Below are 18,742 nucleotides of genomic sequence, written 5' to 3'. Positions count from 1 at the left end.
GGAGCCCGTGAACACCTCGAACCGGCGCGCGGGCTCGTGATCGCTGGATTTAAGCGTAAGCTCTGAAATCGTCATGTGTCGAAGCCCTCAAAGGCTCCGAACATCGTCCTTCACGCCGATCACCGAAAGGTGCCGTCGGGACATCGCTTACGGTGCAAGTGGACACCACTAAACCTCAAAATTGGTGGCGCGCCCATGAAAGGATACGCATCCCTGCCGGCACTGATATGATGAAAAACCATCTATTGATATGAAAATACCATCTGGGCGCAACGGTCCGCCTCCGCCCGCTGGTTGCCTTCAGCGGGCTCTAGTTTCTGGCCTGAGTTCGTGGGGCATCAAGGCTTGAAATGAGCTGAGCCCCGATCCAATGAGGTCCCGGAGTTCAAGACGGTTTTCGATTGGTGCCCCACACGATGGTCGGATTCGCGCCTTGGCACAGTTCAGTTTACAATGGAAATTATCTTCTTTTATATGTAATGCGATGGTGATATCCATCATAGCGTCCCAAAATCAGTCGGGGGCGGCCACAGCGCGACAGCGCTGCCGTTTCAGCTGAAACGGGACGGCTGCCCAAGCCATTAGAATGCCGCCAAGCACCCGAGAAAACGCAAACAAGGATAACTCCATTGCCTTCTTCAGAAACAGGATCGCCGACACTCGGCCCGAGCATGATCTGGCGGAACTGGGTGAGCAATCAGGTTTGTCGGGTAAAGCATTTCGAGATGCCAAGCTCGGACGATGACGTTTGCAGTACGATCAAGGCAGCAGCCTCGAAAAACCTGCGCGTCCGCGTCGTGGGTACGGGACACTCTTATACGCCGATTGTCCCCACGGACGGAGTTCTGATCTCAGCGGAGCGTCTATCGGGGATCGAAAATATCGACCTAACCAGCGGCAGCGTGACGCTTCGCGGCGGAACGCGGATTTGTGACGTTGGTCCTGAACTGCGTTCTGCAGGTTGGGCATTGCCGAACCAGGGCGATATCGATCTGCAAACGATAAGCGGGGCCGTATCGACGGGTACGCATGGCAGCGGCGACAGCTTAAAATGCTTAGCGGGCCCGATAGTTGGAATGCGGATAGCCACCGGCGACGGATCCATCGTCAATTTCGATGCTTCGCAAGACGTCGACGCCCTCAACGCTGCAAAAGTTTCTATCGGAATGTTCGGCGTGGTACTTTCCGTCACGATGAAGCTTATTCCTGCTTTTGATCTTCATGACAAAATATGGCGTGAGGATTTCGAAGAATGCATGGATCACCTGGATCAGCTATGTCAGGAAAACCGGAGTCTCCGCGTTTTCTGGTGCCCGACCGAACACTCGGCGTCCTTATACAGCCTGCCCGACACGTCTGGCATCGGACGTACTCGCAGCAAATCTGGTGTCTGCGAAATGAGAACGCTGAACATCACGGCTCAATTGCCAGAGTCTGTCGAAGATCGGGCCGGCGAGAGAATAGGGCCCAGCTACCGGATATTTCCGGGTTCAATTCCGATGCCGAACCATAACGAATGCGAATACTCGGTGCCCTACGAGGACGGTCCGGCGGTATTCCGCGAAATCCGCAAGCTGATACAGACGAAGTATCCGTCGCAGATATTCCCGGTGGAGTATAGAACCGTGGCGGCTGACGATATTTGGTTGAGTCCGTACTTTCAGCGGAAGACCGCGATGATATCCGTGTCCGGCGCAGCAGGAGAGGACTACTGGGATTTCATCCGTGATTGCGAGACAACCTTTTCCTCGGTGAAAGGTCGTCCGCACTGGGGCAAACTTCACAGTCTGGGGCGGTCCGAGATCGAAGCCTTGTACCCAAGATACCGGGATTTTGTTTCCCAAAGGGCTCGCTTTGATCCGGACGGTCGTTTCCTGAACGACTACCTGCGCGAACGTTTCGGCTAAAAGCTTTTATCTATGGTGGCTTCTGCGGTTCGCTGCATAGCCGCCTGGAACTTGCTGCCATCTTTAGCGATCATGTTGGCGAGGATGTCGATGATCAAATATTGTCCAGCGACCCGGGAGAATGCTCCTCGCATGATGGGGGTGTCTGTTGAGGATGCTCCCAGTACAGCGTCCGCGTTGGCAGCGATTGGACTGCGTATATGACATGTGATTGCGATGGTGAATGCGCCAGCAGCCTTGGCTGCCATAAGTGAGTTGATGGTATCCTTGCTCGAGCCAGATTCCGAAATTGCCAGTGCGACTTGCTTCGGCCCGAGATTCACGGCGCTCATGACTGCGAGATGCGGGTCGTCCAGCACGCGCGACACCAGTCCGAATCGAACAAACAAGTAATGCGCGTATCGGGCCACATTCGCAGAGCCCCCGAAACCGTAGAGATCGATACTTTTTGCTCGTATGATCTGTTTTACCGCCAATTCGAGAGCGGCCTGGTTCAACAGGTCCTTTGTCTGCTTGAGCGCGGTGACGGCCGTCGACAGCGTATCGTCGATGACGTCACCAGAGGGGCTGGCGTGTCTGATTGTCTGGTGAGTGGAGAGTTCGATTCCCAACGCCAGTTTGAAACGCTGAAAGCTCGAAAATTTGATGTCTCTGCAGAACCTTAAGACGCTCGCTTCGCTCGATCCGGATCCGTCAGCAACCTCCGTAATGGTTTGATTCACGACCTTCGCGGGATCCTTAAGGACGTACTCACTGATGCGAAGGAGCGCCGGACTGAGACTGGGCTGAGACGATCGCAATCGCGCTAAAATGTTTTCCTGCATTAAAACGATTCCCTTGAGATCACGGGGCTCCAGCTCCTCTGGGTTTGATTTGACGCGGGCAGCGAGAGCAATAGGAACTTTTCAGCACATTGCCAAGCAGTGAACATAATTTTCGTTAGGGCTCTACCGCCTGCCTCCCTTTTTGCAACTGACATCCGACATCCCTTCGTCAACGGTAAGATAACTCGAGATGATGAAAAAAACCATCTTTTGTGAAAGATAAAATAGTGATATTCTTCTAAAAATAGACTGGAACCGCGGCCGCTACACGCGAATGCGAACAGAGTGAAGAGATGGGTTCTATAACAATTGGTGTCGATATCGGTGGCACCAAAACGCATTTGAGGGCTTGCCTGGACCAGGGTATGGCCCGCGATTTGGTCGTGCGAACCAGTGAATGGCGTTCTGGCGCCTATGACCACGATATCCCTGGACTAATCGCGCTAATTCGCAGATTTGCTGCTGGCGCCACGCCCAACAGCATCGCGATTGGCTCTCATGGATGCGATGATGAGGAAGAGTGCGCCGTTCTCCAACAGCCACTTTCCAATCATTTTGCCTGCCCCTTAAGGGTCGTCAATGATGCAGAACTTTTTCCCCTCGCCATGGGGCTTTCCAGCGGAATTGGTGTCGTCGCGGGCACTGGCTCAATCGCCGTCGCTCGAGACCAGAAAGGCAAGATGCATGTCGCAGGCGGTTGGGGCTGGGCAATCGGAGACGAAGGGAGCGCTCCAGGTTTAGTACGCGAGGCCGGCCGAGCAGTGCGATTGCATATTGACCTGGGAGGGGCGAGGTCAGAGCCGCTTGTCGAAGCGCTTTGTGAGGCATTCGGACTGAATAGCCCCACGAACATCGGCACCGCGATCGCGAAGGAAGGCAGCGCCTCGGCTCTGGGGCGACACGCACCCGTTATCTTCTACGCCGCCAATGAAGGTTCGTCCTTGGCTAAACGCGTTATTGACGAGGGCGCAGCGGCCCTGACTCAGTTGGTCCACCATCTGATGTTGGCGGGCGTGCCCGACAAAGACGTCGTGGTAGGCGGGGGGGTCATTCTCGCCCAGCCACTTTTAGCCAATGCGTTCTCCCATCAAATTTCCAATCGTTTCGGGGCGACAGTAGCGGTCACCTTCCTCGACAAGCCGCCGGTTTTAGGCGCCTGCGTTATGGCGCGGCAACTTCGCATGGCCGGCGATCGCTCAGAGAGCTCAATCATCTTCCAACACAAGGATATCCAATGATTTACAGGTCAACGATCGCTCGCCAACCCGATCAGTTTCGCCATACTTTGGAAGTCGTCGGAACGCAGCTTCGCGATTTTGATCTCGTGCCGTTTGAAAAGGGGACTGTGGTCGTTACCGGGATAGGCGCGAGTTACGAAGCAGCGGGGGTAGTGGCCGGTGAACTGCAACGTCGCGGTAGACGAGCAAATACTTGGCGCGCGGTCGATCTCATGGAGCCGGGCGACCCTGGCGACGCGATCATAGTCTTTTCTGTCGGAGGAAGAAGCATCGAGCCAATCGCTGCACTCACCGTCCACAGTAGGTTACCATCCCTGGCGATTACAAGCGAAGGCAACGACCCACTGTCACGCACCGCTTCGGCAGCACTTCACTTTGAGTCCGGTCCGGATTCACTGCCGTCGAGCACCGGCTACACAGGCTCGCTGCTGGCAGGCGGGCTGCTGATAGATGCGCTCTGTGGTGAAGACAGCTTCAATTGGAACGACATTCCTCTGATAGCAAGCGAGGTCTTGGAAGACTCGGCGAAAAAGATGGCACGTATTGGAGAAATGTTTCATGACCAGCGGGCGATCGATTGCGTTGGCGCGATATCGGCCTTGGGTACAGCGGGCGAGGCTTGTTTGCTCATTCGCGAGGCTGCGAGGGTGCCCACCGGCGTCTCAGACACGCTGCACTACTTGCACGGCCCGATGGAATCGATGGATCAGGCAACCGGGATTTTGATATTCGGTGACGGCCGCGAAGTGCGACTGGCGCAGGAATTGGCTGAAATCGGCTGCGCAGTTCTTCTGGTGACCGCAAGCGAGTCGCCTCAAGACGACAAAAACCTGACAGTTGTGAAGGTACCATTTTTGCAGAACCGCGTGGCACGATCAATCGTGGACATCCTGCCCGCTCAACTGTTAGCCGCAGAGTTGTCCGACGCGGCCGGACTTACTGATGCCCAGTTTCGTTATAGCCAAAATGACACAAAGGTGACCATGAACGAATCGGAGCCACGATCTGAGCACGCGCGTCCGGAGATGACACGTTCCGGACGCCCTTCCTAGCCCCTGATCAAGACAGCAATGGCGAGTCAGTGGCAGTGATCCAGCTACCTCGAGACCTTCGTCGACGGGTAGGAATGCGTCGTGCTTCGCCCACCAATTGAATGCTGCGCAGCATTCTGTTTCCAAAGGCGCATGAAACTTGGAAAGGTAAGTCTACAAAAAAACTATACATCGTGGAATTTTCTCGGCGCTTCATCACGTTGACGGCCGCGAATTACTCACCACGGGGCGAACACTGCATCGTTGACGCCCTCATGCTTGCTGAAGCTCGCTTTAGCGTTGCTGACAGCAGCTGAGGGGCCCATTCCAGGGCGAGCATACATATTCCAGGAGCAACGGACGATGGCATCTTCCCGGCTTAAAGTGTCTTCGGCGCTCGTTACACCCGCGATCGGGTTCCTGTGTCTTGCGACGTTCGTGCCGATTGCAGCTGTCGCTGCCCTCTCGTTCGGGGACTTCAACATAGCCTTCCCGGAAAAGACGCGCTTTATCGGGCTTTACAATTACGCGCGCTTCTTATCCGACGGTCGGTTTATCAACGCCGCACTGGTTACGTTCATTTTGGTCGTTGTCCCCGTCGGCCTCCAACTACTGTGTGGGTTAGCGTTGGCAATAGCGCTAAAGGAAAAGCTCGTTGGCACACGGTGGATGAAAGCAGCTTTCCTGCTTCCGTCGGTAGTTCCGCCAGCGGTGGGCGGAATTGTGTGGAAGTTGTTCCTCATTCCTGGTGTGGGCGGCTTGTCTTATCTCGCAAGCTTGTTCGGCCACAATTTCGAAGCTGACTTACTTGGAAGCAAAACGTCAGCGCTTGTCTCCGTGATCATCGTATCGAGTTGGTTTGGGGTTCCCATAGTTGCTTTGCTGCTTCTTTCGTCTTTGGACTCGATCCCAGACGAGATTTATGAGGCGGCAAACCTCGACGGAGCAAATTGGGCCCAGGCGCAATGGTATATTTCCATACCGCTCGTCTTACCTGCGATGGGAGCCGTTGCCGTGTTTCAAGCTTTAGAGGTCCTTGGGATTTTCCCCGTGATCTTCGTGTTGACAGGTGGCGGGCCGGCAGGGGCGACTGAACCCCTAAACTTCTACGCTTTTCTGACCGCATTTACATATCTCGATCTTGATTATTCCGCCGCAATTCTCGTGGCATTCACAACAACGATCGTCGGCGTGTGCTTTTGGTCTATTCGCCAGATCTCGGCCGCTCGCGTTGGGAGGTAAGCCCATGCGTCGAGACCTTGGACGTCACATCTACGGATATCTTGTCTGCGCTGCCTTTGCGCTATTCCTATTCTCGCCGATATTGTGGACCCTATCGACATCTCTCAAACAGCCAACCGAGATGTTTCAATGGCCGCCCGTGATCGTGGGGGAGCCATCCACTCAGCACTATACTGCGATAATCGCTGACAAGGACTTCTCTTCCGCGCTCATCAATTCAATTGTGGTCTCATGCAGCACCATCATATTGACCATGGCGCTTTCGGTCCCGGCAGCCTTTGGTATCTCTCATTTGCAGAAAACTGCCATGCGAAGGGTATTGACGTTGGTATTGGCACTCCGGGCGGCGCCAGCGATGATCTACATCATCCCCTACTTTCTCTTTTTTCGTCAAGTACACCTCGTCGACACGAAGATTGCGCTGATCATCGTCAACACAATGTTCGCTGTTCCGCTTGCGATCTGGTATTTGTCGGCGTTTTTCGACCAAGTGCCGCGTGAAATTGAAGAAGCCGCGATGATAGACGGCGCGTCAACGCTGCAGACGATGACGCTCATCTCGATACCCATCGCCAGATCTGGCATCATGGCAACAGCAATATTGATATTCATTGGTTCGTGGAACGAGTTTCTTTTTGCGCTGACACTGACACGCGATAACGCAAAAACTGCAGCCGTCGCAATACTGAATTTCATGCCATTTGAGGGGACCGATTGGGGCAAGGCGGCAGCCGCATGCGTGCTTATGCTGGTCCCGATCGTGGTTTTCGTGCCGTTCGTAAAGAAATACGTCGCCGGCCCAACAACGACCGGTTCCGTGAAAGGGTGAAACGCTAGCTCAAGGAGAGAAGCAATGAGATGTCTTGGAATTCTTGCTGTTGCATTAGGTGTTGCCGTCGGCGGCGGTGCGTCGGCTCAGCAGCGCTATGACGGCGTGAAAATAAAGGTCCTATCGACAAACTCGGCATACGATTTGGAGCTCAAAAAATTCGCGCACGAATTCACGGAGAAGACTGGCGCTGAAGTACAGTTTGATCTCTTCGGGTATGCGCCGACCGTTCAAAAGGTGTCGGTCGAGCTCTTGACGCGCTCAAATAGTTACGACGTCGTATACTTAGGGAGCGAGGAGTTCGGGCGATACGCATCTGGCGATATCCTGGAGCCGCTTGATAATTACATTGATATGAAGAGCGCGGACGTACAGGATTTCATCGCTCCCGTGCTGCGCCTGTACAACAAGGACGGCAAACAACTGGCATTGCCGCATTTCGCGGCGACGCAGCTCCTTTATTATCGTCCCGACTTATTCGAGAAGGCCGGTATCAAGCAGCCACCGCAAACGTGGGAGGAATTCCGCAAGGACTGCGAGCTGTTGAAAAAGGCTGACATCCAGTGCACTGCGCTAAGGGGGCAGCCCGACACCGGTGAAAATATTTGGTTTTGGGGCCAGGTCCTTTATGGTTTCGGCGGTAAGTATTTCGCGAACGAACCGGCGGATCTGACGCCCACGGTCAATACGCCCGCCGCCGTGGAGGCGCTGAAATGGTACACAGACGTGATGACCAATTTCACCGTGCCTGGCAGCACCTCAGCAACGTTTGACGACGTCGTCATTGCAATGCAGCAGGGCCGCATTGCTATGACTGTCGAAGGCGCTCCCACCGCAGGTCGCATTCTCGATCCCAAGCTGTCGAAGGTCGTCGGTAAGCTTGGGTTTGCTTTGCCCCCTGGGGGTGTAAGTGGGAGGTTCCCGCCCTTTGCAGGACAGGCGTATGTCATTCCAGCTGCAACAGAAAACAAGGCAGCTGCAGCGGCCTTCCTTCAATGGGCGACGAGTAAAGATCTCATGAAGCGGATTTCGCTCGACAGCACCTTTGTCGCCATCACCAGGACATCGCTGTGGGACGATCCGGAAATCCGTGCGAAACATGACTATGATTATGGCCATGGATCGTTTGCGGCAACCTATGCAGAAACGCTTCGCGGGGCGCCCGAGTGGTATTATCCTCGGATCCCTGAATTCAAGGAGATCGGCGACCGCCTTGGCCGTGCCCTGCAAGAGGCGGTTGTCGGGAGCAAGAGCCCAGAGGCTGCCTTGGACGATGCTCAAGGTGATGCGGTCGAAATCGTGAAGCGTGCTGGATACCTGAAATAGTCTTTACACGTCACCACCGGCGCGGTTTTGCGCGCCGTTGGTGCGCGAACTGAACCTCCATAGCGTATGGGATGAGAGTTGAGCAACTTTAATATAGTCTGGATTTGCAGCGATCAGCAGCGTTGGGACACCTTGCAGTGCATGGGGTTCAAAGGCACGCAAACTCCCAATATCGACCGTCTGGCCGCAAGGGGTACGGCATTCGCTCGTGCGTATTGTCAAAGCCCGATCTGCACGCCGAGCCGAACGAGCTTTCTGACAGGGTTGTATCCGATCGCACACCAAGTGCATCAAAACGGCGCCGGCACATTTCCTTCGCATCTCGTTTTGCTCCCAAAACTGATGGCGAATGCCGGATACTATACAGGGCACATAGGAAAGCTGCATCTGTCTGCCACCCGTGGCATGATAGAAAAGCGCCCAGACGATGGATTTGCCGAGTTCTACTGGAGCCCTGAGCCATTTCCGGAGTGGTCAGGCAACCATGACTATCATGCGTGGATGTGGTCAAAAGGAGTCGATCCAGAAGCCTACTTCAAACCGTATCTTGACCAACACTATGGTCCGGGACCGGCCGCAGAATATCGGCAGGCGCGTTGGGCAGGCGATCGGGCTGAGCGTTTCATCAAGATGCATTCTGATCGTAATTGGTATTTAGGCATTAACATCGACGCGCCTCATCCGCCCCTCAATCCCCCGCCAGACTACCTCAGGCGGTTCAACCCAAGTGATATGCCTGATCCTGCCTTCAAGCCGATTGATCTCGAGCACCAGAAGAAATTTGAACGAGTCGATCAGCAAGCAAATTTCGCGGTGGATCCTTGGCATGCAGCAACAGACGCGGGTGAGGCGCACAACGACGAATTGGCAGGACCTACGCATGAAGCGCCACCCACGAAGTACAATATTTGGGAGATGAGAGCGGCCTATCACGCGGAGGTGGCTCAAGTGGACGATCTGGTCGGCCGGATACTAGACGCTTTGACGGAAACCGGCCAGCTGAACCGCACGATCGTTGTCTTCATGAGCGATCATGGTGACATGATGGGTGACCACGGCCTGCTCTACAAAGGCTGCCGGTTCTATGAGGGTGTGGTGCATGTCCCACTTGTGATTTCCGTGCCTGGCAGCTCAGCCCAAGGATCTGTGTCGAATGCACTAGTCGAGCTGGTCGATATTGCGCCCACATTGCTCTCGTTATCGGGGCTTGAAGTCCCCAAGGCTATGCAGGGGCTCTCACTCGACCAGATGCTGCTTGGCAACACCTCACTGGATTGCCATAAGCCATACGTTGTCAGTGAGTATCACAACTCCCTCAGGTTCCGCGGCAGCCGAGGGTCTCGCGCATCAATGTACTATGATGGACGTCACAAACTAAATGTATATCACGATGTTGGAATAGGAGAGCTGTTCGATCATCAAGAGGACCCCAATGAGCATTATGATCTCTGGGATAGCCACCATCATCGGGTGTTGAAATCCGACCTTTTAGAGCGCAGCTTTTCCGCAATGATGCTTAGAAGTGGATCCGGTCCGGAGAGAAATGAGGACTACTAGTCTTGGCAGACCGGCATGGGAAGGTCACGAGCTAGGCGTTGTTCTCGTACTCTCGGAGCCGGCCCCGGTCGCCCGGTTCGGGCTCGGTTTCTCACTAGAGCTCTCGCTCGCGCCGAAGAAGCGACCAGCTTACGCGTATGCTTCTTGGCGGTCGGCGTTTCGGCGGTGGTGGCCGCAGTCCTGGCTTCGGTTTTGGAGCAGGAATATGTGGATGGGGCACATGTGGCAGGCGAAGGACATTGATTGCGGCCACCGCTCAGCACTGGAGTTGCAAAATAAATCGGAAGCCTGAAATTGGTATCTCGCTCCTCTTTCCTTCAGCTTCATAAGGTACGGGATTGTGGCAATGAGCATTAACTCACCTGCAACGACAGCGGCAGAGGGCGAGAGCATCCTATCTGGCTTGCAGGAGGACATCGATCATCTGCCGAATGCGCTTGCTCGGATCGCCAAATACATCCTGGAGAACCCCGAGAAAGTGCTGCACGACTCGGTCGGGGCACTAGGTGAATTCGCGGGTAGTGGGGAAGCCAGCATTTTGCGGCTTTGCCGCCAGATCGGCTTTTCCGGCTTTCGCGATTTCAAGCTGGCACTGGCGGCAGAGATTGGCCTCTCCAGGCCTCAATCCACCGCCCCGCAGCAGCCCGACGCCGCCCTGCTAGCCTTGCGCGACACGATGGCCCAGAATTTAGGGATCGCGCACAGCAATGCCGATCTCGAGGCCCTCGAGACGCTCGCAGAATTGATTGCGGCAAGCAGAAGGATAGATCTTTACGAAGCCGGAATGTCGGGGGTGACAGCAGAACTGCTAGCCTATCGGCTCTTGCGAGTTGGGCTTACGGCCCGGGCGTTCCGAAACTCCAACATGGCTCACGAAGTCGCCAACGGACCCGGCCCCGGATGCGTGGCGATCGGCCTTTCGATCTCCGGCCTGACAGTTGATACCATTCAGTTCCTCAAGGGCGCCCGCTCCGCAGGGGCACTGACCGTCGCCATCACCAACCGCGCCCGCAGCCCGCTTGGCAAGGCGGCGGACGTTACCTTGCAGGCCTCCGGTCTTGACGACCACCCGATCGGCGGCACGCTGACCCCGATGATCGGCAAGATCTTCGTGATCGAAAGCCTGATGCTGGCACTCGGAAAGGCGTTGGAGAAATCGGTTGCAATGAAATTAAACTCCAACTGTAATGAAATTGAAATAAAACGCCATTAAGGCCTGTCGGCAACCGAAAAGGGACTCGGAATGGCAGCCTTGGACCTCCACATCGACAAAATCAGTAAGCGGTATGGCGAAACGGATGTCCTGCAAGACGTCTCCCTCGAGGCCGCTCCAGGCGAGTTCGTGACGCTGCTCGGGCCTTCCGGCTGCGGCAAGTCAACACTCTTGCGGATCATAGCGGGGCTCGAGCGCGCAGATCGGGGGCATATACGCGCAGGGGGCAGGGGGCTGGATAGCGTCGCGCCGAAAGATCGCGACCTTGCCTTCGTCTTCCAGAGCTACGCGCTTTATCCGCATCTGAATGTGCACGACAATATCGCGGCGCCGCTGGTGATGCGCGAGTTGAGCAGTCTCGAACGGCTTCCGGTCGTGGGCGGTCTGCTGCCCGGAGCTAAAGAGCGGTACCGCTCGATCGAGGAGCGAGTCCGGGAAACCTCGGCACTTCTCAAGCTCGATACGCTCCTAGATCGGCGCCCGGCGGCTCTATCGGGCGGGCAGCGGCAGCGTGTGGCGCTGGGGCGCGCTATGGTGCGCAAGCCGAAGATCTTCCTGATGGACGAGCCGCTGGCAAACCTGGACGCCGCGCTACGAATCCATACGCGCGGCGAGATCGCTCGGCTGCACAAGGAAATGGGCACGACGACGATCTTCGTTACCCATGACCAAGCGGAAGCGGCAGCAATATCGGACCGCGTCGCCGTTATGTTCGGCGGCGAGATCCGCCAGGTCGCGAGCCCGGCCAATCTCTACCGCGATCCCCTCGATATCGATGTTGCCCGGTTTCTGGCCCAGCCTTTTCTAAACGAGTTGGCGGTACCCGCACCAACTGGTGGCGGGCTGATGATCGGCAGCAACCGGATCATCATTCGCGATGCCCTCGGATCGGCAGAGTCCGGTACGCTGGCTTTCCGGCCGGAGCATGCATCCTTGACTGGAGCGGACCAGTCCGGCGCCCTGCCGGTGCATGTCGGGCGCATCGAGCATGCTGGAACCGATGCGAACGTCTTTGTCGGTACTGAGGCGGGTGCTCAGTTCGTCGTCCGGATTCCGGCTGAGCGCGCACAGTCCTTGCGCGAGGGTGAGAAGTTGGGGGTGGCCATCGATCCGGAAAAGGCGTGGTTTTTCGCGACCGACAGCGCGCGCCGGCGCCACGATCACATCAGGGCAGCTTGATATGGCCGTCGTAGAGGATATCCCGATCAGCTCCGTGCCTGCAAAGGCTTCAATAAAACTCACTCTGGCCCGCGCTCAGGCCCGTGCCGGCATCGTTCTCGCCCTGCCAGCGACGCTGATGATTGCCGCTCTCCTGATCGGCCCTGCCATCCTCGTTTTCGCCTTGTCTTTCACAGACGCTTCCCTCGGTTTGGCCGGCGCCCGATTTGTCGGGCTCGCCAACTACACGCGCATGCTGACCGACCCGGCTTTTGCTCAGAGCCTGCGCAACACTGCGCTTTATGTGCTCGTGGTCGTGCCGACGACGATTGGATGGGGGCTGTTGGTCGCTCTCCTGATCGCCCGATCGCGGTTCGCGGCCTTCTATCGAACTGCCTACTTTCTGCCAGTGGCTGCTACCCTGGTCGCGCTCGCAACCGCATGGGAAGCGATCCTGCATCCTAGTCTCGGCGTCGCCAACGCGCTGTTGCAGCTTTTCGGCGCTTCTCCCGTCAGGTTCTTTGCAGACCCGGCAACGGCAATCTATGCGCTTGCAGCGATCGGTATTTGGCAGCTCGTGGGCTTCAACATGATCCTCTTTCTGGCTGGTCTCTCGACCATTCCGGACGAGCTTTATGAAGCTGCCGCGATCGACGGAGCGGACAGGGGCCTGAAACGTTTCGTGCTTGTGACCTGGCCGATGTTAGCGCCGGTTACCCTGTTCGTCACGGTCATGACGATCATCCGTGCCTTTTCCGTCTTCGAGACGGTTGCGGTTCTCACCCAAGGTGGGCCGATGAAATCGACCTCGGTCATCCTCTACACCTTCTATGAAGAAGGCTTCCGCTTCTTTCGGGTGGGATATGCGTCGGCAATTGCCGTTTCCTTTTTCATCTTCGTGACCATCCTATCGCTCGTCCAGATGCGCGTTTCCGAGCACCAGGCGCGCTGGAAAACCAATGGAGGCCGGTCGTGATCCTGGCGCAATCCTCCGCGTCCCGCTCTGTCTCGCATGTCGTGTTAATGAGCGGCGCGCTCTTCATGATCTTCCCGTTTTTCTGGATGCTGCTCGCCTCGATGACGCCGCAGAGCGAGATCTTCAACGGGGGCCTTCTGCCGATGCCGACGTTAGACGGCGCCGTCGAAAATTACGGCAATGCATTGTCCGCCATTCCGCTTCTGCGGTTCATGGGAAACGGAATAGTCGTTTGCGCGGCGATCCTCATGCTGCAGATCGCGGTCGCCGTTCCCTGTGGCTATGCACTTGCCAAGCTGTCCTTCCCGGGCCGTCCGATCCTCCTGGGCGCCGTTCTTCTCGGGCTCCTCGTGCCGGTGCAGATACCGACCATCCCGATCTACATAGCTCTTGCAAAGTCCGGCCTGCTCGATAGCTATGCCGCGCTCATTCTGCCCTGGATCATCTCGGTGTTTGCGATCTTCCTGTTCCGGCAGTTTTTTGTGACCTTCCCGGACGAGGTGCTCGACGCGGCGCGGCTGGATGGTTTCAGCGAGCTTTCGATCGCCTTGCGGATCATGCTGCCCGCAGCCTGGCCGGCGGTCACCTCCTTCTCGATCTTCTCCATCGTCGCCCACTGGAACGATCTCTATTGGCCGCTGGTGGTGACGACCAATCCCGACATGATGATGCCTTCCCTCGGGATTGCCTATTTCCGGCAGTCGGGTGAGGGCACCGGAAATGTCGGTGCGCTCATGGCCGGGGGCGTTCTCGTGACCGCGCCCTTGGTCGCTCTTTTCCTTCTCATGCAAAAACACTTCATCCGGGGTCTGGTGCTCGGCCGACATTAGCTCCGTTCTCAACCCAATCTAAAACTCAGGAGAGCAATGTGAAAACAATTGCAATGATCCTTGCCGCCGGTATCACTGCCGCTGCGGCATCCATGCCGGCGCAAGCCGAAACCAACCTCGACGTCTATTACGCCTGGCCCGAACACGAAGTGATCCATAAGCCGATCGCCGATCGCTTCATGGCGGACCATCCGGATATCAAGATCAACTTCCGCGCTGCTGCGCCGAGCTACGATGAAGCTGTCCAGACGCTGATCCGCCAGAGCATGGCCGGCCAGCTGCCGGACGTTCATTTCGTCGGCTTCAATGTGCTGCGGCCGCTCGTGGCGCGTGGACTTGTGAAACCCATCGACGATCTGGTTGCCGCCGATCACCTGGCCGAAAACGGCTACACGGACCAAGTGCTGTCACTCGCAACGATCGACGGCCATCTCTACGGTCTTCCCTTCGCCATGTCGACGCCGGTCGTCTATTACAATGCCGATCTGGTGAAGAAGGTTGGCGGCGATCCCGACAAGATCCCGACCGAGTGGGACAGCTTTGTTGCGCTTGCCGCCAAGATCGGAGCGCTCGGCGACGGAACGTCCGGCATGTATTACCAGCTTGGCTCGGACGACTGGGCCACGCAGAACCTGGTGCGCAACTTCGGCGGCCAGATGATGAACGACAAGGAAAGCGACGTCGCGTTTGACGGTCCTGCCGGCCAGGCTGCAGTCAAGCTGTTCAAGCGGTTCCATACCGACGGCGCTCAGCCGGCGATCGACCCCCGCGCTGCCAAGCAGCTCTTCACCTCCGGCAACCTTGGCTTCTTCTTCGCCTCCGCCGGCAGTGTGAGCGGTTTCGAAGGTGAAATTGGAGATCGGTTCACACTCCGCACCGCCAAACAGCCGCTTGGTGTTGAAAACGCCACGATGCCGACGGGCGGCATGGTTGCGGTTATCCTCACCGACGATCCCGCCAAGCGCGCCGCCGCCTGGGACTACGTCAGGTTCGCCACGGGTCCCGGAGGCCAGAGCATTGTCGTGCCAAACACCGGCTATATGCCGACCAATACGCTTGCCCTGGACAAAGATCATCTTGGTGCCTTTTATGAGAAGCATCCCAATTGGTACACCAGCGTGCTGCAGATGCCGCGCGCCCGCCCGTGGTTCTCTTGGCCTGGCGACAACGGTGTTCAGATCGGCGAGGTTCTCCGCGACGAAATGACGGCCATTGCCCTTGGCTCCAAGGAACCGGACGCAGCTCTCGCGGATATGGCGTTCCAGGTTCGCGCACTCCTGCCGAAAACCAACTGATCGTCTCGTCCGGGACGCTGCACGCAGTGCGGCGTCTCTCCGTTTTCGCGGAATTACCAATGAAACTGATCCATTTGACTGACCTCCACCTTGTGCCGGCCGGCGCTATGCTCTTTGGCTTCGATCCCGCCGAGCGAATGCGCAAGACGATCGAGCGCATCAACCGGGATCACGCCGATGCCGAGCTTTGCGTGGTGACCGGCGACCTCACCGACGAGGGAGACTTCGCTTCCTACGAACTGCTACGCGAAGTGCTTCAGGAGATGCGCGTGCCCATCCGGCTTCTGCTCGGCAACCACGACAGTCTAACTTCTTACGCGCTTTCCCTGGCGAGCCGTGCGATAGGAAGGGCTTTGTCCAGTCAATCCATGAGACCTCGGTCGGGCGCCTCATCTTCCTCGACACCCTGGTGGAGGGTCTTGGGCATGGCGCGCTGAACGAGGGACGACTGGAATGGCTGTTAGAACGGCTGACAGAGAGGCCGCAAGCGCCGGCGTACCTCTTCGCCCATCATCCGCTACAGCCGATCGGCCTGCCACACTTTGAGCAGTGGAATACGGAGAACTGGCGCCAGATTATGCGGGCGATCGTGGGGGCCGGCAATGTGCGGCACGTCTTCCATGGTCATGTGCACGTCGACGTCGGCGGCACCTGGAGCGGCATTCCGTTCAGCGCAAGCCGTGGGATTGCGCATCAGATCATACCACACTTAGCGCGCAGGGATGCGGATTTTGTCGAGGACGCCCCGGCTTTCGACATCGCACTGATCGACGATGATAGCGTCCTTGTGCACCGTTTCGAAGTCAACGAACGACATGTGGTTGAGGTCTCAGCTGCAGGCCCAATTCCGAAGGACGTGCAATGAGGCAACAGAACCCTTACGAACTGGTCATCTTCGATTGCGACGGCGTTCTGATCGACAGCGAGACACTGGCAAGTCGCATTGATGCCGAGGAACTTACCCGCATCGGCTATCCCACGTCGTATTCTGAGGTGGTTCTGCGCTTTACCGGCTTGTCCTCAGCCACTATGCGGAAGATGATCGAAGAAGACTGGGGCCGCCCCCTCCCCAGCGACTTCGACGCCATCGTGCAATCCCGGATCAAGGAAAGCTACCGCACGGAACTGCAAGCCATCAGCGGTATTGACCGGCTCCTGCATCAGTTGCCATTACCCCGCTGCGTCGCCTCAAGCAGCGCCCCTGACAAGCTGCGACTGGGTCTTGAACTGACGGAGCTTTGGCCGCACTTCCATCCGCACGTGTTCAGCTCCGTCATGGTAAAGGCGGGCAAGCCTGCACCGGACCTGTTCCTGTTCGCTGCCGCCCAAATGGACACGGAGCCGGCGCGCTGCGTCGTGGTGGAGGACAGCATTGCCGGCGTCCGAGCCGGTGTGGCCGCTGGGATGACGGTGATCGGTTTCACTGCCGGCGGCCACTGCCTCGATGACCACGGTCAACGATTGGTCTCAGCCGGTGCTGCAGTCGTCGCACGATCAGCTGGAGAACTTGGCGTATTGCTGGTGACGAGCGAGGTTCAGCCCAGTTCAATGGTCGCAGAAGGGCCCGGTAATAGCATGTGCTGCAACGCCCTTCGTGGCAAGGGAACACACTCGGCCTCCGCGAACGTCCACCTTTCGTCGCTTATTCCCGCACCCCACATGGCTGATGTAGTAGCGTGACCGGATGAGGCTGGACCATATTCTATCATTCCCGAGCAATGTTTTTGACGCGCCATGTGAGCATCCCGGCAACGCAGATCTCAAGTCTATTAGCGTAGGGCAGAGGGGGGAAATATCCTGATTCCCGTTCGCCACCGCCGGAGAAGCCTAGTAAGAATGAGCGAGGCGGCGACGAGCGGCACATCCCACACGAGCAGCCAGCTATCTCGCATCCGTGACGCCTCGGTGATTCGGCGTCAAAGACAGATTGACGGCAGATTCATGGCAATAGGCCCCGCCGACGATGTGGGTAATTGAAAGCTTCACCTGATGCGTACGCTCCGACCGGCGGCACTGAGGCTGTCAAGCCAGGCTTCCATGCCCGCCAGCCTTCCGGGTGCACGCCGCAGAGAGGATATTGCACAGTCGACCTTCGTCGTTTTAGTCGAGGCTCGTGAAGGGTGAGAGACGCCATCGAGCGGCGTAGGAGCGCGGCGATTGTTTCGGCAAGCGTCGATCAAGACCAAAAATTAGCCGAACCAGCAGCAACAGGCCACCATGGTTCTCCGAGGGAAAGGTGTTCCATTTCGTCGGCCATTTCCAGATCAAAATCCGAATCGCTCGTTGAGTCTTGACCCACCGAGCGCGATAAACCGCGCCTCAACCTCCGGACTCCAGCAAGCCTCCCACGAAGTTCGCCTGCCGGAGAAGGTAAAGGTCTGCTCTCCAATTAGTTGGTTCAAGATCAGCTCCGGCTGCTGCGGTGGCTGGATTCCGCAAAACTCAGCAATTTTGCGAATGGTCTCGAGCTGAATTTCGCGCCCTTGGTCACCTATGATCTGCTCATAGGTCAATCCAAGAACATCCTCCTCATCTGCCCACGGCACCAATGGATGACAGCGTTCGTTGAAAATGAAAGGCGCGATCTCATCAAAGTACTTCAGCATTTTCTCGGGCCCGTTCGGCTCATTGCGCCACTTGATCTCAGCCCTCCCAGGCGGGCACCAGTCGCTATTCCCGACATATCGCATCTGCGACACAATCGCCGCACGCATTTCACGCGAAAGAAAGATGACTTTGAAATCCGCCAAACTATGGCGAATGCCCATGTCGCACGGTAGATGCCCATAGCCAAACTGACCGGGCTGGATAAAGCGCGACGATATCTCGATCGGTATCCACAGGATGTTTTCAGAATGAGTGAACCGAGCTCTTTCGACATCCACAAAGCGGAAGTCTCCCAGATATTCTTTATTAAAGAACACATCGGACTGTTCAAGCCCGAGCATGGCAAGCAGACGGGCATATAAATGGGTGCCCGCCTTCGGAATGGAACAAATCATAACCCGCGCGCTTGTGGCGCCGCCCGTGGGCTTAATTGACCATGCTCCATTTGAGCAGGGGTAAAGCGGAAAATTTTGACCCGCGATAACGCGCAGCTCTTCTGGAAGCGGGTGGACCATTGCGTATCTTCTCACTTTTGCAGGGTGTTAAGCAATCAAGGTAGCAAATGCGGACTGTGGATAAATTCCGAGGTTGCCAGCTTGGCCCCAGGCAGTCGCGCCCTGTTATCGCCGTCGCTGAGTGACGGAAGGATGCCAGCCTTCTCCGGCGGTATCGCAATGTGCCAAGTTTGTGGTGTTAGCGTCACGCAAGG

At 56.9% G+C, this 18,742-nt stretch carries 17 protein-coding genes; 15 read left to right on the top strand and 2 right to left on the bottom strand.

Features of this window, described 5'->3' with window-relative positions:
• Positions 1-629 precede the first annotated feature (629 nt).
• On the top strand, positions 630-1,907 hold the full coding sequence (locus X738_RS73675) for a D-arabinono-1,4-lactone oxidase (RefSeq protein ID WP_156942700.1): 1,278 nt from the start codon (positions 630-632) through the stop codon (positions 1,905-1,907).
• Here the strand turns inward: X738_RS73675 and X738_RS73670 are convergent.
• Positions 1,904-2,731, bottom strand: coding sequence for a MurR/RpiR family transcriptional regulator (locus X738_RS73670; protein WP_023802661.1), 828 nt, complete (start codon positions 2,729-2,731; stop codon positions 1,904-1,906). The two genes, X738_RS73675 and X738_RS73670, sit on opposite strands and share 4 nt — an antisense overlap.
• A 365-nt stretch (positions 2,732-3,096) precedes the next feature.
• Between X738_RS73670 and X738_RS73665 the strand changes: the two genes are divergently transcribed.
• The 14 genes from X738_RS73665 to X738_RS73605 all read left to right on the top strand — a co-directional run bounded on the left by X738_RS73665 (position 3,097) and on the right by X738_RS73605 (position 17,106).
• Positions 3,097-3,969, top strand: a complete 873-nt coding sequence (locus X738_RS73665; protein WP_198032899.1) for an N-acetylglucosamine kinase — start codon at positions 3,097-3,099, stop codon at positions 3,967-3,969.
• Positions 3,966-5,021, top strand: a complete 1,056-nt coding sequence (locus X738_RS73660; protein ID WP_023802659.1) for an SIS domain-containing protein — start codon at positions 3,966-3,968, stop codon at positions 5,019-5,021. The genes X738_RS73665 and X738_RS73660 overlap by 4 nt, the downstream gene beginning before the upstream one ends.
• A gap of 342 nt (positions 5,022-5,363) precedes the next feature.
• A complete protein-coding gene (locus X738_RS73655) occupies positions 5,364-6,242 on the top strand; it encodes a carbohydrate ABC transporter permease (RefSeq protein WP_156942699.1) in 879 nt (292 codons plus the stop codon).
• A 4-nt stretch (positions 6,243-6,246) separates the two neighbouring features.
• Entirely contained in the window at positions 6,247-7,071 is an 825-nt protein-coding gene (locus X738_RS73650) for a carbohydrate ABC transporter permease (RefSeq protein WP_023802657.1), read from the top strand.
• A 24-nt stretch (positions 7,072-7,095) separates the two neighbouring features.
• The gene (locus X738_RS73645) at positions 7,096-8,397 is read left to right on the top strand and encodes an ABC transporter substrate-binding protein (protein WP_023802656.1); all 1,302 of its coding nucleotides are present in this window, start codon (positions 7,096-7,098) and stop codon (positions 8,395-8,397) included.
• 78 nt (positions 8,398-8,475) lie between these two features.
• Positions 8,476-9,954 (top strand): sulfatase family protein, encoded by a 1,479-nt coding sequence (locus X738_RS0143620; protein ID WP_063830569.1) that lies wholly within the window; start codon positions 8,476-8,478, stop codon positions 9,952-9,954.
• 346 nt (positions 9,955-10,300) lie between these two features.
• Entirely contained in the window at positions 10,301-11,167 is an 867-nt protein-coding gene (locus X738_RS73635; RefSeq protein ID WP_051407949.1) for a MurR/RpiR family transcriptional regulator, read from the top strand.
• A gap of 30 nt (positions 11,168-11,197) precedes the next feature.
• Positions 11,198-12,346, top strand: a complete 1,149-nt coding sequence (locus X738_RS73630) for an ABC transporter ATP-binding protein (protein ID WP_023802652.1) — start codon at positions 11,198-11,200, stop codon at positions 12,344-12,346.
• 1 nt (position 12,347) lies between these two features.
• Positions 12,348-13,301 (top strand): carbohydrate ABC transporter permease, encoded by a 954-nt coding sequence (locus X738_RS73625; protein WP_023802651.1) that lies wholly within the window; start codon positions 12,348-12,350, stop codon positions 13,299-13,301.
• A gap of 47 nt (positions 13,302-13,348) precedes the next feature.
• Positions 13,349-14,131, top strand: coding sequence for a carbohydrate ABC transporter permease (locus tag X738_RS73620; RefSeq protein WP_245277809.1), 783 nt, complete (start codon positions 13,349-13,351; stop codon positions 14,129-14,131).
• A 38-nt stretch (positions 14,132-14,169) separates the two neighbouring features.
• Positions 14,170-15,426, top strand: coding sequence for an ABC transporter substrate-binding protein (locus X738_RS73615; RefSeq protein WP_031256416.1), 1,257 nt, complete (start codon positions 14,170-14,172; stop codon positions 15,424-15,426).
• A 59-nt stretch (positions 15,427-15,485) separates the two neighbouring features.
• Complete coding sequence (locus tag X738_RS87625; RefSeq protein ID WP_023802648.1) at positions 15,486-15,863, top strand: metallophosphoesterase; 378 nt, start codon at positions 15,486-15,488, stop codon at positions 15,861-15,863.
• Positions 15,836-16,291, top strand: coding sequence for a hypothetical protein (locus tag X738_RS87620; RefSeq protein WP_245277808.1), 456 nt, complete (start codon positions 15,836-15,838; stop codon positions 16,289-16,291). Before X738_RS87625 ends, X738_RS87620 begins: the two co-directional genes overlap by 28 nt.
• A complete protein-coding gene (locus tag X738_RS73605) occupies positions 16,288-17,106 on the top strand; it encodes an HAD family hydrolase (protein ID WP_023802646.1) in 819 nt (272 codons plus the stop codon). The genes X738_RS87620 and X738_RS73605 overlap by 4 nt, the downstream gene beginning before the upstream one ends.
• Positions 17,107-17,690: 584 nt before the next feature.
• Here X738_RS73605 and X738_RS73600 read toward each other — a convergent pair.
• Complete coding sequence (locus X738_RS73600; protein ID WP_023802644.1) at positions 17,691-18,548, bottom strand: sulfotransferase domain-containing protein; 858 nt, start codon at positions 18,546-18,548, stop codon at positions 17,691-17,693.
• Between the last annotated feature and the right edge of the window lie 194 nt (positions 18,549-18,742).

It is taken from the genome of Mesorhizobium sp. L48C026A00 (assembly GCF_000502375.1).
Taxonomy (GTDB): Bacteria; Pseudomonadota; Alphaproteobacteria; order Rhizobiales; family Rhizobiaceae; genus Mesorhizobium; species Mesorhizobium muleiense.
Note: the sequence above shows the minus strand (reverse complement) of the source record. Positions and strands in the feature narration are given on the sequence as shown.

Coding starts and splice junctions, on each gene's coding strand:
- X738_RS73635 (WP_051407949.1), top strand. CDS start 10,301: ATGAGCATTAACTCACCTGCAACGACAGCGGCAGAGGGCGAGAGCATC.
- X738_RS73655 (WP_156942699.1), top strand. CDS start 5,364: ATGGCATCTTCCCGGCTTAAAGTGTCTTCGGCGCTCGTTACACCCGCG.
- X738_RS73630 (WP_023802652.1), top strand. CDS start 11,198: ATGGCAGCCTTGGACCTCCACATCGACAAAATCAGTAAGCGGTATGGC.
- X738_RS73620 (WP_245277809.1), top strand. CDS start 13,349: ATGAGCGGCGCGCTCTTCATGATCTTCCCGTTTTTCTGGATGCTGCTC.
- X738_RS73665 (WP_198032899.1), top strand. CDS start 3,097: ATGGCCCGCGATTTGGTCGTGCGAACCAGTGAATGGCGTTCTGGCGCC.
- X738_RS73650 (WP_023802657.1), top strand. CDS start 6,247: ATGCGTCGAGACCTTGGACGTCACATCTACGGATATCTTGTCTGCGCT.
- X738_RS73605 (WP_023802646.1), top strand. CDS start 16,288: ATGAGGCAACAGAACCCTTACGAACTGGTCATCTTCGATTGCGACGGC.
- X738_RS73625 (WP_023802651.1), top strand. CDS start 12,348: ATGGCCGTCGTAGAGGATATCCCGATCAGCTCCGTGCCTGCAAAGGCT.
- X738_RS73645 (WP_023802656.1), top strand. CDS start 7,096: ATGAGATGTCTTGGAATTCTTGCTGTTGCATTAGGTGTTGCCGTCGGC.
- X738_RS73660 (WP_023802659.1), top strand. CDS start 3,966: ATGATTTACAGGTCAACGATCGCTCGCCAACCCGATCAGTTTCGCCAT.
- X738_RS87625 (WP_023802648.1), top strand. CDS start 15,486: ATGAAACTGATCCATTTGACTGACCTCCACCTTGTGCCGGCCGGCGCT.
- X738_RS73670 (WP_023802661.1), bottom strand. CDS start 2,731: ATGCAGGAAAACATTTTAGCGCGATTGCGATCGTCTCAGCCCAGTCTC.
- X738_RS73600 (WP_023802644.1), bottom strand. CDS start 18,548: ATGGTCCACCCGCTTCCAGAAGAGCTGCGCGTTATCGCGGGTCAAAAT.